Below are 13,999 nucleotides of genomic sequence, written 5' to 3'. Positions count from 1 at the left end.
TTCGCACCGAAGAGCACTGTGCCCAGCGCGCTGCCTGACGGCGACCCGGCTCCCGAAGACGGCTCCCTTCCGCCCGAAGTCGCAGTCGGCGCCGAATCACGCAACTTTGGCGTGTACGTGCACGTGCCGTACTGCCGTGTGCGCTGCGGATACTGCGACTTCAACACCTACACGGCGAGCGAGCTCGGAGGAACGACCCGCGACGATTACGCGGCGCAGGTCGGGCAGGAGCTCGCGCTCGGCGCACGAGTGCTCCGCGGTGCTGGGCTGCCCGAGCGGCCCGTGTCGACCGTGTTCTTCGGCGGAGGCACCCCCACGCTCCTCCCCGCGTCCGACCTCGCCGCGATGCTCGGTCGCATTCGTGAGGAGTGGGGGCTCGCGGCCGGAGCGGAGGTGACGACGGAGGCGAATCCCGACTCCGTGGACGCCGCATACCTGCAGACGCTCGCGGACGCGGGGTTCACGCGCGTGAGTTTCGGAATGCAATCGGCGGTGCCGCACGTGCTCGCCACGCTCGACCGCACGCACACTCCTGAGCGCGTGCCGCTGGTCACGCAATGGGCGCGCGAGGCCGGGCTCCAGGTGAGCGTCGATCTCATCTACGGCACGCCGGGCGAGAGTCTCGGCGACTGGGAGCGCTCGATCGACGCGGCTCTCGCGTGCGAGCCCGATCACATCTCGGCGTATGCGCTCATCATCGAGCGCGGCACGAAGTTGGCCGCCCAGATTCGACGAGGAGAGGTCGCCGAGCCAGACGAGGATCTGCACGCGGAGATGTACGAGCTGGCCGAGGCGCGCTTCGCAGCTGCGGGATTCTCCTGGTACGAGATCAGCAATTGGTCGCGTTCGCCCGAGACGCGCTCGCGGCACAACCTGGCGTATTGGACGGGCGAGGACTGGTGGGCGGCCGGTCCGGGTGCGCACAGTCACGTGGGCGGAGTGCGCTGGTGGAACGTGAAGCATCCCGGTGCCTACGCGCAGCGAATGGCGCAGGGCATTTCGCCCGCGCACTCTCGTGAGACGCTCTCGGAATCTTCGCGACGCGAAGAACGCATCCTGCTCGAGACGAGGATCGTCGACGGATTGCCGGCGGATGTGCTGAGCGCCGCAGAGCGCCGCGCGATCCCGCAGCTGATTGCTGACGGGCTGCTGGAGGGGCGCTCCGCGATCGCCGGTCGCCTCGTGCCGACGCTGCGCGGGCGACTGCTCGCCGACACGGTGGTGCACCGACTGCTGGGCGCATAACCTGGCACTTCTGCCGCAGTGTGTGGGCGTGTTCGCTGCGAGCGCGACCGGCTCTGCAGTGGCCGGGCTGCGCTAGACTTAGCACTCGGATCAAGTGAGTGCCAGGGTCAGGAGGGGCGATGGTTTCAGAGCGCAGCCTCGCGGTGCTGCACGCGATCGTCGGCGACTACGTATCGTCGAACGAGCCCGTGGGATCGAAGGCGATCGTCGATCGCCACAGCTTCGGCGTCTCGGCCGCGACCATCCGCAACGATATGGCGCTGCTCGAAGAAGACGAACTGATCGCCCAGCCGCATACCTCCTCCGGTCGCGTCCCGACCGACAAGGGGTACCGCCTCTACGTCGACACGCTCGCGCGCATTCGCCCGCTGAGCTCTGCGCAGCGATCGGCCATCGAACGGTTCTTGGGCGAGTCTTCCGATCTCGATGACGTCATGGCGCGCACGGTGCGCATGCTCTCGCAACTCACCAATCAGGTCGCGGTCGCGCAGTATCCGTCGCTGCGACGCACCGTGGTGCGCCACATCGACCTGGTCGCCATCGGTGAGGATCGTGTACTCAGCGTTCTCATCCTGGGAAGCGGCGTGGTCGAGCAGCAGGTCGCCCTGCTGCCGGCTTCTCGAGTGACCGAGGCCTGGGTGCACGGTCTGCGCCAACGCATCGCCGATGCGGCAGTTGGCAGCGATGTGGAGACGGCGACGGCCGCGTTGGCGCGGCTCGAAGAAGACATTTCGGCGTGGTCGCAGCCCGACGAGATCGATCTCGTGCGTCGCGTACTCGCGGTGGTATCTGGCCAGCTGCAGGCCAACCGCAACGATCGCATCGCGGTCGCCGGGGCAGCCAACCTGTCGCGCCCCGGCGGTGAATTCGCCGGATCGCTGCCGGTGGTGCTCGAGGCCATCGAAGAGCAGGTCACCCTGCTCCGGCTCTTCGGCGAGCTGGTGCACGACGATCGCGATGTTTCGGCGTCGATCGGTCGCGAGAACGAGGCGTACGGCCTCTCTGAGACGTCGATCATCGCCTCGAAGTACGAGGACGGCATCGCCATCTCCAAACTCGGCGTCTTGGGGCCGTTGCGTATGGACTACGCCGGCAACATCGCCACGGTGCGCGCGATTGCGCGCTACCTCAACCGATTCCTGGGGGAGGAGCGGTAGCCACCGCACCTCCCGTCCGACCGAACTTCACCCCCTACCCTGAGGAGCGATACAGCGTGGCCGATCATTACGAGACCCTCGGCGTCACCCGCGAAGCGACCGCCGAAGAGATCAAGAAGGCCTACCGGCGCCTCGCGCGTCAGTTGCATCCCGACGTGAATCCGAGCGAGGACGCGGCCGAGCAGTTCAAGAGCGTGACTCACGCCTACGACGTGCTCAGCGACCCCGAGCAGCGGCAGCACTACGACATGGGAGGATCGCAGGGGGGTGCGGCAGGGTTCGGCGATATCTTCGAGACGTTCTTCGGAGGCGGCGGTTTCGGGGGCGCGGGCCAGCGCGGACCGCGGTCACGTTCGGAGCGCGGCGACGATGCGATGATCCGCGTCGACGTCTCGCTCGAAGACGTCATCTTCGGCACGCAGCGCGAGATCACCGTGAACACGGCCGTGCTTTGCGAGGTGTGTCAGGGCAGCTGCTGCCAGCCGGGCACCCATCCCGTCACCTGCGACGTCTGCGGTGGTCAGGGGCAGGTGCAGCGCCAGGTGCGCTCGCTCTTCGGCAACGTGGTCACGATGCATCCGTGCGGCAGCTGCCAGGGCTACGGCACCATCATCGAGCATCCGTGCGTGCAGTGCGCGGGTAAGGGGCGCGTGCGCGAACGCCGCACGTTCCCCATCGAGGTGCCCTCGGGCATCGATACCGGGACGCGCCTGCAGATGCGCGGCGGCGGAGAGGTCGGCCCCGGCGGCGGACCGAATGGCGACCTGTTCATCGAGTTCCGCGTGATGCATCACGACATATTCAGTCGTGACGGCAACGACCTGCTGTGCACGATGCAGCTCTCCATGACCGACGCGATTCTCGGCGCCGATGCGAAGCTCGCGGGGCTCGACGGCGAGGTCGAAGTCGAGGTCGAGCCCGGCGTGCAGTCGGGTGACATGCTTACGGTGCGCGGTCGCGGGATCCAGGGCCTGCGCAGCACCACCCGCGGTGATCTGAAGATCGCCGTGCAGGTCGCGACTCCGACGAAGCTCTCGAATCGGGAGAAGGATCTCGTGCGGCAGCTCGCGTCGCTGCGCAAGGACGATGCTCCGCACCTCGGTGAGTTCCACCAGGGCTTCTTCGGCAAGATTCGCGATCGCTTCTTCCGTCAGGGCTGATCGTGGCGAACCTCTACTACCGCGAAGATCTCGACGAAGCTGACCTCGTGGTTGGGGCGCTGGTCGAGGTCGGCGGTGATGAGGCGCGCCATGCAGTGCGGGTGAGTCGTCTGCGGGTCGGTGAGCGCACCTCGATCGGCAACGGCGCGGGCGCGTACGCCGAGGGAACGGTCGAAGCCGTCTCCAAGGACCGCTTCACGGTGCGCATCGATCTCGCTCACCCGCGTGCAGCGGAGAGCACGCCCAGGTTGGTGCTCGTGCAGGCCCTCGCGAAGGGGGACCGGGATGAGCGCGCCGTCGAGCAGTCCACAGAATTCGGCGTCGACGCGATCGCGCCGTGGCAGGCCGCGCGGTCCGTGTCACGTTGGGACGGCCCGGGCGGGCCGGAGAAGGTCGCGAAGGGACGCGCGAAGTGGCAGCGCATCGCCCGCGAGGCCGCTAAGCAGTCGATGCGCGCGCGCATTCCCGTGGTGCGCGAACCTCTCGTGCTGCGGGATCTGCAAGAGCTCGCCGCGCGTGAGGATCGAGCGGTGGTCGTGCTGCACCCGCGCGGCACCGCGAGACTCTCGACGTGGGCGCGATCCGCAGCGACAGCGGGGCGCCCGCCGGAGGAGCTGCTGCTCGTGGTCGGACCGGAAGGCGGTTTCTCCGACGATGAGCTCGATGCGCTCCAGGAGGCCGGAGCAACGGTGCTGCTGCTCGGCGACACCGTGCTCCGTACCTCCTCTGCCGGCCCCGCCGCGATTGCGGTCATGAACGCGGCATTCGCCCGCTGGTGACCGCGGGCCTTGCGGAGAGCGTGCGCGCCCCGTGCTCATCGCTGCTGAGCGTCGATTCGTCGAACGGCACCTCGCCGCTCAGCACGCGACGCACGCGCTGAGTATCGATCTGCTTCGTCCACGATCCGAGCAGCAGCGTCGCAACCGCGTTGCCGGTGAAATTGGTCAGCGCTCGTCCCTCGGACATGAATCGATCAATGCCCACGATGACCCCCACTCCGTCGACCAACTCGGGCCGGTACGCCTGGAGCCCACCCGCGAGTGTCGCCAGGCCCGCCCCCGTCACCCCGGCGGCCCCCTTCGAGGCGATGATCATGAAGACGAGCAGCCCGATCTGCTCGCTGACGCTCATCGGGTCGCCCATGCCCGCGGCGATGAAGAGCGAGGCCATGGTGAGGTAGATCGCGGTGCCGTCGAGGTTGAAGGAATAGCCCGTGGGAACGGTGATGCCGACGACCGGTTTCGAGACGCCCACGTGTTCCATTTTGGCGATGAGGCGCGGCAGGGCCGACTCGGACGACGAGGTGCCGACGATCAAGAGGTACTCGCGTCCGAGATACTTCATCAGCGCGAAGATGTTGATGCGTGTGACCGCATAGAGCAGGGTCCCGAGTACGCCGACGATGAAGATGATGCAGGTGATGTAGAAACCGATCATGAGCACGCCGAGACTCCAGATCGCTGTCGCTCCCGTCTTCCCGACGACGGCGGCGATCGCGCCGAATGCTCCGAGCGGCGCGAGCCAGAGGATCATGCTGAGTATGCGGAATACCAGCGTCTGCAGGTGCCGGATCGCCTCCATGACGGGAGCCGCTCGATCGCCGAGACCCTGGAGGGCGAAGCCGGTGAGCAGCGCGATGAAGAGCACCTGCAGCACGCTCTCGCCTGTGAAGGCCGAGAAGAACGTCGTCGGGATGATTCCCAGCACGAAGTCTTGCGTGCTGCTGCTTTCGCCTTCGACCGCGTACTCCGCGCCCTGCATGTCGAGACCGGTTCCCGGGTGGAGCAGGTTGCCCACGACGAGCCCGATCGCCAAAGCGAAGGTCGACATGGTCATGAAGTACGCGAGGGCGAGCCCGCCGATCTTTCCGACGGTTGCGGCCTTCGCGATCGAGCCGACGCCGATGACGATGGTGCAGAAGATGATCGGGGCGATCATCATCTTGATGAGGCCGACGAACGCCTTGCCGAGCGGTTCGAGCCCGACGGCGAAGCCCGGGAACACGAGCCCCACGACCGCGCCGAGCACAACGGCAGCGATGACGGCGACGTAGAGCCAGGTGTGCCTGTCCCACGCCTTCCTTCGCTGCTTCCGCGGTGACGATCCGAATTCACTGGGTGTTGTCGCGGCCATGATGTTCCTCCTGAGAACGCCGTTGTTCGTGTGCACCGATCCGAGAGCGCCTCTGCGGCACACCCGCGGTGCGCAATCACGCTAGGCCGCATCCGCGTCTTCAGCTCTTTTCGGGCATATCGGACTCGGCCTGCCCCAGCCGGTACAGCAGGCCCGTCGACATGAGATGATGTGACTCATGAGTCACGAAGGTCGATCGAGTGCCACCTCGCGCGTCTTCGCGATTTTGATGGCCGGAGTGCTGGCAGTGAGCGTCATCGTCACAGCGCTGCTGATGTGGGACAGCCGGCGGGCAGAGTACCGGCACACCGAGCGCACGACGCAGGCGCTCGCGATCGCGATCGCCTCGGCGCCTGAGACCGCGATCGCGCTCTCTGAACGCCTCGAATCCGAGCGCGTCGCGCTGATGCAGGAGCACGTGTCGGAGCTCAGGCGCGACGTCGGTGTGAGCTACATCACCGTGATGGACCGCGACGGAACACGATTCACCCACCCGGATCCGGAGCAGATCGGAAAACGCTACCGAGGCACGATTCCCGATGCGCCGCATCGCTTGACGGAGCGATGGACGGGCACGCTGGGACCGTCAGTGCGCACCATTGCCCCGGTCACGGAGTCTTCTGGTGCGACGGTCGGGTGGGTGTCGGTCGGCATCACCGTCAGCTCGATTGCGGAAAAGATCTCAGATGAGATTCCGCTCGCCCTTGCGGTGAGCGGAACGTTCGCGGTGATCGGTGGGTTCGCCGCCTTCGCAGCCCGACGAGTCACGCGTCGCATTACCGGCGACCTTTCAGCCGAAGCGGTGCGCGACGCGCTGATCTCGCACGACTCGTTGCGCTCGCTCAGCGAGTCTCTCGCAGCGCAGACCCACGAACACGGCAATCGCTTGCACGCCGCGATTGCGCTGCTCGAACTCGGTCGGCAAGACGAAGCCATCGACATGCTCGCAGCGACTGCGCTTCGCAGCCAAGAACTGGCCGACGTCGTGGCCGCTCCCGAAGCGCTCGACCCGGCCGTGAGCGCTCTGATCGTCGGCAAGACCGCCCAGGCGGCCGAGCGGGGCGTCTCTGTCGCAGTCGACATCGCTCCGGAGCTCCCGAAACTTGCGCTCGGCGCAATGGAACTCGTCTCCGTCATCGGGAACCTGATGGACAACGCGATCGACGCCGCGGCATCGAGCAAGTTCCGGCCCAGGGTCGTCGAACTGCGGATGCATCCAGGAGAGCGCGGACATGTGCAACTGACCGTGTCGGATTCGGGGGAGGGGTTCACGCTCGAAGCTCGGAGGCGAATGTTCGACTGGGGCGTCTCCACGAAGCAGGCGCACCCGGGCCGCGAGGCAGAAGGCAGAGGTGTCGGTCTCGCGCTCGTCCATCGCATCGTCGGCGACTGCGGCGGAACCATCGTTGCCCACGAGGCGCCGACCACCTTCGTCGTGCGGCTGCCGCGCTCTGATACCGGGCGTACGGCGAGTCCGGCGCCCGCGCCATCGTCAGGTGCGATTTCGGCGTCTGCGGCGGAGCAGCTGTGATGTCTCCAGGCGTGCGTGACACGAGCGACTCGATACGGGTGATCATCGCCGATGACGATGCGCTCGCGCTCGAACTCCATCGCGCCCATCTGGATCGCGTAGGCGGATTCTCCGTGGTGGCCGAGTGCTCCGGCGCCAGGTCTGCCGTCGCTGCGCTCACTCGACCGACGCTTCGGGCCGACCTGGCGCTGCTCGACATCACGATGCCCGATGGCACGGGCCTCGACGTGCTGCGCCACGTGCGCGCGCGAGGCGTGCGCACGGAAGTCATCGCCGTGAGCGGGGTGCGCGATGTCGAAGTCGTACGCGAGATGGTGGCGCTGGGTGCTGTGCAGTACTTGATCAAGCCGTACACCTTCGCACTGTTCAGGGACCGGATCGAGGCATTTCGCGAGTATCACCGTCGGTGCCTGGCCGCCGGCGGGGCCGCGACGCAGCACGACATCGACACGATGTTCGCCTCCTTGCGCACCACCCCGATCGCGACACTGCCGAAAGGGCTCGCCGCCAGCACGCTCGATCAGGTCTCGGTGATACTGAGCGAAATCGGGTCGTGCACCGCTTCTGAGCTCGCCCGGCGGCTCGGGCTCTCGCGCGAAGTGAGTCGACGATATCTGGAGTACCTCGCACACCATCATCGAGCGGAACGGTGTGCCCGGTTCGGGGCGCGGGGTCGCCCGCAGACCGAATACCGCTGGAGGGCACAGGCCAGGCCTCAAGAGTCCGAGCGCCGCCAGCCCGATCCGCCCGACCCGCGCTGAGCGCGATCCCACCAGCGTCTACACTGGAACCATGGCAGCAGAGACCGTGTTCGCACAGATCGTATCCGGTGAGATTCCCGTCGAGATCCTCGCGGAGACCGATCGGGTACTCGCCTTTCCCGACATCAGTCCGCAGGCTCCTGTGCATATTCTCGTCATTCCCAAGACCACGGCCTACGCGAACGTCTCCGAGCTCGCCGCCGCCGAGCCGGGGACACTCGCCGAGATGGTCGCCGTCGCGCAGCGCCTCGCCGAATCACACGCGAACGGCGAGTACCGGCTCGTCTTTAACAGCGGCGCGACGGCCGGCCAGACGGTTTTCCACGTCCACGCCCACCTCCTTGCAGGCAATCTTGAGGAGCGATCACTCGGTGGATCCTGAATTCCCGATCGACGCCGTACCCGACGCGCAGCCGAGTGACGCCGCCGCAGGGGGCGATCCCGACCTGCAACGCACGATCATGCTCGCGGGCGTCGACCTCGCTTCCTTCCTCGGGCATCGCGACCAGCTGATCTCCGATCTCGAAGCACAGCACCCCGAGGTGTCGTTTCACGCGAGGGATCAGGTGCTCACGTTGCGCGGGCCTTCGGGAAGCGTGCGAACCGCCGAAGAGGTCGTCAGGGAGATACTCGAACTCGCGAGGCGCAGCGGTACGGTCTCGCGACGCGACGTGCAGGAAGTGACGCGAATGGTGCATGACGGACAGGGCCCCACGGCAGCGCAGATGTTGAGCGAGCCGATTGTGAGTGTGCGCGGGCACGCGGTTCGCGCGCAGACCCGGGGCCAGCGCGCGTACGTCGACGCGATCGACTCGCACACCATCGTGTTCGGTGTGGGGCCGGCGGGCACCGGCAAGACGTATCTGGCGATGGCGAAGGCCGTGCAAGCGTTGCAGCGACGCGAGGTGGCGAAGATCATCCTGACGCGTCCCGCGGTCGAGGCCGGTGAGCGGCTCGGATATCTGCCCGGCACGCTCGAGGACAAGATCGATCCCTATCTGCGACCGCTCTTCGACGCGATCGGATCGATGATGGACGCCGATGTCGTGCCGAAGCTCCTCGCGAGCGGAACGATCGAGGTCGCTCCGCTCGCCTACATGCGCGGGCGCACCTTGAACGAATCGTTCGTGGTGCTCGACGAGGCGCAGAACACCACGCCCGAGCAGATGAAGATGTTTCTGACGCGATTGGGCTACGGCTCCAAGATGGTGGTGACCGGCGACATCACTCAGGTCGACCTGCCCATCGCGGCGAGCGGTCTGCGCGTCGTGAATCGCATCCTTCGCGGCGTTGAAGACATTCACTTCGCGGAGCTGGGATCCGACGACATCGTGCGGCACAACCTCGTGAGTCGCATCGTCGACGCGTACAGTGCGTTCGACCAGTCCGCACAACGGCAGAAGGGAGACGCCTCGTGAGCGTCGAGATCAACAACGAGTCGGGCATCGAGGTCGAGGTCGGCCGCGTGCAGCGGCTCGCGGCGTTCGTGCTGGAGTCGCTCTACGTGCATCCCGATACCGAGGTCGGCGTGATGTTCGTCGATGAGACTTCGATCGAACGGTTGCACGTGCAGTGGATGGACGAACCCGGCCCGACCGACGTTCTGAGCTTCCCCATGGACGAGCTGCGCCCCGGTCGCGTGGATGCGCAGACGCCCGCGGGTCTGCTCGGCGACATCGTGATCTGCCCGCAGGTCGCAGAGGTGCAGGCGGAGGCCGCAGGCCACGATCTGCAGCAGGAGATCTCCGTCCTCTTGACGCACGGCATGCTGCACGTGCTCGGATACGACCATGGAACGCCCGAAGAGGAAGCCGAGATGTTCGGCCTCCAGCGCGACCTGCTGCTCTCCTTCGCCATGCGCGAGCGCTCTCGATGAGCCTGCCTCTGGCACTGCTCTTCCTCGCGGCGGCCGTGGCGCTGCTCGCAGTCGGCGGATTGCTCGCGGCGACCGACGCGGCCCTCGGGGTGCGCTCGCGCGCCGAACTCATGGCGCTGGCCGAAGAATCACCGCGTTCGGGGGCCGCGATCCGCGCAATCGCTGAAGACGAGGGCCGGCACGCGAACGCACTCGGGTTCACCCGTGTCTTCGCGGAGACGCTCTCCGCCGTGCTCATCACTCTCGTCCTGGCCTATCAGCTCGAGACGCTGTGGCTCGAACTCGTCATCGCCACGCTCGTGATGACGGCGGTGACGTTCGTGCTCGTCGGATCCAGTCCCCGAACGGTCGGCTCGCACCACGCAGACGCCGTGATCCGCTTCGCTGCTCCGCTCTTGCGCGGCTTGCGACTGCTGCTCGGCCCGCTCGCATCGGGGCTCATGAGGTTCGGTGACCGGGTGACACCCGGTCGAGGAACGAATCGACGCATCCGCGATGAGCAGCAGCTGCTCTCCATGGTCGATCAAGCGGCAGAGCAAGCGGTGCTCGAGAGCGACGACCGGGACTACATTCACTCGCTCGTCGAATTCGGAGACACCCTCGTGCGCGAGATCATGGTTCCCCGCATCGACATGATTACGGTCGACGCCGATCAGAGCGTGCGCGAGGCGCTCGAGCAACTGCTCGCCTCGCGCCATTCCCGAGTGCCTGTCGTCGACGGCGACGTGGACGACGTGGTCGGAATCGCCTACCTGCGAGATGCGAGCGGATTCGTTCTGCGTCGGCCGGAGGAGTCGGAGCGCGCTCCGATCACCCGCATTACCAAACCCGCCATCTTCGTCCCAGAGGTGCAGCGCGCCGATGATCTCCTGCGGCAGATGCAGCGGGAATCGAACCACCTCGCGCTGGTGGTCGACGAGTACGGTGGCATCTCGGGGCTCGTCACCCTCGAGGACCTCATCGAGGAGCTGCTCGGCGACATCTCGGACGAGCACGACCGCGACATTCCTGAGATGTCGATGCGGCCGGACGGATCATTCGTCATCGGCGCACGCCTGTCGGTGAACGAGCTCGGCGAGCTCTTCGGGCTCGAGCTCGAAGACGAGGACGTAGACACGGTGGGAGGGCTGGTCGCCAAGTCGCTCGGCCGCCTGCCAGAGCCGGGTGACGCGGTCGTCGTGTCCGGCATCGAATTGACCGCGATCGATACGGAGCGTCGCCGTCAGCGCCTGCTCACCGTCGAGGCGCGCTGGATCGGGGAAACCGAAGGAGAGGACGGCGCATGAGCCATCAAGAGCACATCGAGGGCGCAGCAGTCGAGGCGGACGCGGGCGTCGAGTCCGGCGCTGCTACAGACGCTGCTGGCGTCGATTCGAGCGCTGCGCACAGCGACTATCGTGCGGGGTTCGTCTCTTTCGTGGGGCGACCGAACGTCGGCAAGTCGACGCTGACGAACGCGTTGGTGGGGCAGAAGATCGCGATCACGAGCCCGAAGCCGCAGACGACGCGGCGGGCGATTCGCGGCATCGCCCATCGTGACAACGGGCAGCTGATCATCGTCGACACCCCGGGACTGCATCGTCCGCGCACGCTGCTCGGAGAGCGATTGAATGCGCTCGTCGAGGCCACGCTCGGCGATGTCGACGTGATCGGGTTCTGCGTTCCTGCGAACGAGAAGCTCGGGCCGGGAGACCGATTCATCAACGAGCGTCTGAACGACTTTCCGCGCGCCAAGAAGGTGGCCGTGCTGACGAAGGTCGACGAGGCTTCGAACAGTGAGGTCATCGATCAGCTCACCCGGCTCGGGGAGCTCAGAGAGTGGGACGCGGTCGTGCCGATTTCTTCGGTGACCCGTGAGCAGCTCGACGTGCTCACCGAGGTATTGCTCGGCCTCATGCCGGTGTCGCCTCCGCTGTACGAAGCCGAGCAGACCACCGATGAAGGCGAGGATGACCGCATCGCCGAGCTTATCCGCGAAGCGGCGCTCGAAGGCGTTCGCGACGAGCTTCCGCACTCGCTCGCCGCCACGGTCGAGGACCGTGAGGAGCGGGAGGACGGGCTGCTCGAGATCTACGCGAACCTGTACGTGGAGCGCGACAGCCAGAAGGGCATCATCATCGGGCATCGTGGTTCGCGTCTCCGCGACGTCGGGGAGCGCGCTCGGCACGAGATCGAAGCGCTGCTCGGCCGACGCATCTACCTCTCGCTGCGAGTGAAGGTGCTCAAGGAATGGCAGCGCGACCCGAAGGCGCTGGGTAAACTCGGCTTCAACTGAGCTCGAGCGCTCACCGGCCGCCTGAGAAGCCGCCTCCTCCTCCGCCACCCGCGAAGCCTCCGCCGGTCGAGCCGCCCGAACTGCTCGAGGTATAGCTGACCGATGAGCTCAGGGAGCTCGTGAACTGCGAGATCGTGCTGCTGAACGACGACATTCCCGCCGCTGCGACGCCGGGGTACCAGAGCGGCACGTAGCCCGCGCGCTCTTCGTAGGCGACCTGCAGCACACTCGTCCACTCCTTCTCGAGACCGAAGATCATCGCGTACGGAAGCAGCCGCTCGTAGAGGTGCACCACGTCGACTTCGCCGTCGGCCTGGCGCTCGGCGCCGCTGTGGGACTGCAGCACCCGCAGACGATCGGCTTCAGCGACCGAGATGAACTCGCGCACTCCCAGGAGGTACTCGCGCGTCTCGGCGCCGAGCGGCGTGTACACGCGCTGCTTCACGATCGAGGCCAGTGCGGCGATGAGGGCGACGATCCCCATGACGATGAAGATCGCCGGGAGGGCGTTCTCACGGACCGCCAGGGCCGCGACCGTGAATCCGCCGAGCACGAGGACGAGCCCGATCGCGATCCAGCCCCAGCGCCGAGCGCTCGCAACGTGCACCGTTTCGAAGTATCCGCGATTCAGCGCAGCCTTCGGTCCCGATGACTCCAGTTCTTGCATCTGCTTGCCGAAGTGCTCGTCGCTCTTGGGAAGCGTGATCGCGTCACCCGGCGCCGCATCGGGGAAGAGCGCGGTGAGGGTAGCCGCGTCGAGGGGATCTGCGGCGCGATTCGGATCGACGAGGCGCAGCACGGGCTGGGCGTCTTTCGGCCCGAACAGCCCGTTCTCCGCCTCGCCGTCTTCGATGCGGATCGCCCCGCGCACCGCCAGGTGCACGAGTTGGGCGGGGGCCGTTTTCGCGGAGACGCCGGCAACGGGCCCTGCGACCAGAGGGGGCAGCGTTTCGGGGACGTCGTATTGGGCGACGATGGTTCCGCGGCCCGTTTTGCGGCGACTCCGCAGGCGGATCGCGGATCCTGCGGCGATTCCTGACGCGCCGAGCGCGGCGCCGCCGATGAGCAGTGGGAGCGTGTCGAGTGTGAAGTTCGGGAGGCGACTTGACGGCTGCACGACGGACCCCGGTTCGAGGCCGATGGCGGCGGTCACGCCCTCTTGCGCTCCGAGCTCGACACCGCTGATCGAGAACTCCGCCCCGTCTGTCGAGGCCTCGATCGCGCATTCGTCGGTCGAGCCGGGCGGGCCGACGTAGCAGCGGGCGTCGCCGTTCACGCGATCCGCCAGCCCGGGGCCGAAAGCGACCGTCGCGCCGAAGCTGTCGATCGGCTGCTCGTGCTCGAAGTCCACGAGGTCCCAGTTGAACTCGTCGGCGGCCGCGTCGTCGCGCGCGAGCACGACATCTTCGAGCGTGTACGAGATCACGTAGGTCTGCACACCGCGCACGAAGCGATCGTCGCCGGTGAGTACCGCCACAAAGCCGTCGTCTGCTTCGATCTCGAAGGGCACGGATGCGCCCGACGCGTCAGTCACCGTGAAATTCGACGGATTCGTCGAGCTGCCCTCGTACTTCTCGGGCAGGCCCCGCACGATTCCGCGATTCTGGTCGAAGTCGGGAAATTCGGCGACGAGCGTCTCGGTCACCTGGGCGACCGCCCTGCCCGCCTTGTCGACGTCGATCTCGTAGGCGACATCCCAACTGCGGTACGAGAAATCCGACACGTCGGCTACAGCGGGAACGGCGGGCTGCGGGAGAACCCACGCGGCTGCCGCGGCGACGATTGCGAGAGCGACGATGATGCCGCGAGAGGTGCGCATGCCTGTGGTCATACGAATCAGGCTAGGGCACACCCGCGCCCA

At 66.7% G+C, this 13,999-nt stretch carries 13 protein-coding genes; 11 read left to right on the top strand and 2 right to left on the bottom strand.

The window, feature by feature from the left end:
- Window positions 1-18: 18 nt before the first annotated feature.
- From hemW to AB0O71_RS08000, 4 genes are all read left to right on the top strand, one after another.
- Window positions 19-1,245, top strand: coding sequence for a radical SAM family heme chaperone HemW (hemW, locus tag AB0O71_RS08015; RefSeq protein WP_363744028.1), 1,227 nt, complete (start codon window positions 19-21; stop codon window positions 1,243-1,245).
- Window positions 1,246-1,364: 119 nt separating this feature from the next.
- Window positions 1,365-2,402, top strand: coding sequence for a heat-inducible transcriptional repressor HrcA (gene hrcA, locus AB0O71_RS08010; RefSeq protein ID WP_363744026.1), 1,038 nt, complete (start codon window positions 1,365-1,367; stop codon window positions 2,400-2,402).
- Between the two features lie 56 nt (window positions 2,403-2,458).
- Entirely contained in the window at window positions 2,459-3,562 is a 1,104-nt protein-coding gene (dnaJ, locus tag AB0O71_RS08005; RefSeq protein WP_363744024.1) for a molecular chaperone DnaJ, read from the top strand.
- A gap of 2 nt (window positions 3,563-3,564) precedes the next feature.
- A complete protein-coding gene (locus AB0O71_RS08000) occupies window positions 3,565-4,341 on the top strand; it encodes a 16S rRNA (uracil(1498)-N(3))-methyltransferase (RefSeq protein WP_363744022.1) in 777 nt (258 codons plus the stop codon).
- Here AB0O71_RS08000 and AB0O71_RS07995 read toward each other — a convergent pair.
- Complete coding sequence (locus AB0O71_RS07995) at window positions 4,313-5,695, bottom strand: cation:dicarboxylase symporter family transporter (protein WP_363744020.1); 1,383 nt, start codon at window positions 5,693-5,695, stop codon at window positions 4,313-4,315. The two genes, AB0O71_RS08000 and AB0O71_RS07995, sit on opposite strands and share 29 nt — an antisense overlap.
- 178 nt (window positions 5,696-5,873) lie before the next feature.
- Here AB0O71_RS07995 and AB0O71_RS07990 point away from each other — a divergent pair, with 178 nt between their 5' ends.
- The 7 genes from AB0O71_RS07990 (at window position 5,874) to era (ending at window position 12,138) form a co-directional block, all read left to right on the top strand.
- A complete protein-coding gene (locus AB0O71_RS07990) occupies window positions 5,874-7,226 on the top strand; it encodes an ATP-binding protein (protein WP_363744018.1) in 1,353 nt (450 codons plus the stop codon).
- A complete protein-coding gene (locus AB0O71_RS07985) occupies window positions 7,226-7,987 on the top strand; it encodes a response regulator (RefSeq protein WP_363744016.1) in 762 nt (253 codons plus the stop codon). Before AB0O71_RS07990 ends, AB0O71_RS07985 begins: the two co-directional genes overlap by 1 nt.
- A gap of 31 nt (window positions 7,988-8,018) precedes the next feature.
- Window positions 8,019-8,369: an HIT domain-containing protein gene (locus AB0O71_RS07980; protein WP_363744014.1), complete on the top strand. Its 351-nt coding sequence runs from the start codon at window positions 8,019-8,021 to the stop codon at window positions 8,367-8,369.
- Window positions 8,370-8,448: 79 nt separating this feature from the next.
- Window positions 8,449-9,405: a PhoH family protein gene (locus tag AB0O71_RS07975; RefSeq protein WP_363744243.1), complete on the top strand. Its 957-nt coding sequence runs from the start codon at window positions 8,449-8,451 to the stop codon at window positions 9,403-9,405.
- Window positions 9,402-9,863 (top strand): rRNA maturation RNase YbeY, encoded by a 462-nt coding sequence (ybeY, locus tag AB0O71_RS07970; protein ID WP_363744011.1) that lies wholly within the window; start codon window positions 9,402-9,404, stop codon window positions 9,861-9,863. The genes AB0O71_RS07975 and ybeY overlap by 4 nt, the downstream gene beginning before the upstream one ends.
- The gene (locus tag AB0O71_RS07965; RefSeq protein WP_363744009.1) at window positions 9,860-11,149 is read left to right on the top strand and encodes a hemolysin family protein; all 1,290 of its coding nucleotides are present in this window, start codon (window positions 9,860-9,862) and stop codon (window positions 11,147-11,149) included. Before ybeY ends, AB0O71_RS07965 begins: the two co-directional genes overlap by 4 nt.
- Window positions 11,146-12,138: a GTPase Era gene (gene era / locus AB0O71_RS07960; protein ID WP_363744006.1), complete on the top strand. Its 993-nt coding sequence runs from the start codon at window positions 11,146-11,148 to the stop codon at window positions 12,136-12,138. Before AB0O71_RS07965 ends, era begins: the two co-directional genes overlap by 4 nt.
- Window positions 12,139-12,148: 10 nt before the next feature.
- Here the strand turns inward: era and AB0O71_RS07955 are convergent, their stop codons facing one another.
- Entirely contained in the window at window positions 12,149-13,969 is a 1,821-nt protein-coding gene (locus tag AB0O71_RS07955) for a DUF2207 domain-containing protein (RefSeq protein WP_363744004.1), read from the bottom strand.
- Window positions 13,970-13,999 lie beyond the last annotated feature (30 nt).

The organism is Leucobacter sp. NPDC077196 (assembly GCF_040687075.1).
In the GTDB taxonomy this organism is placed as follows: domain Bacteria; phylum Actinomycetota; class Actinomycetes; order Actinomycetales; family Microbacteriaceae; genus Leucobacter.
The sequence above is the reverse complement of the archived record's forward strand: the minus strand, read 5'-3'. Positions and strand labels throughout refer to the sequence as shown.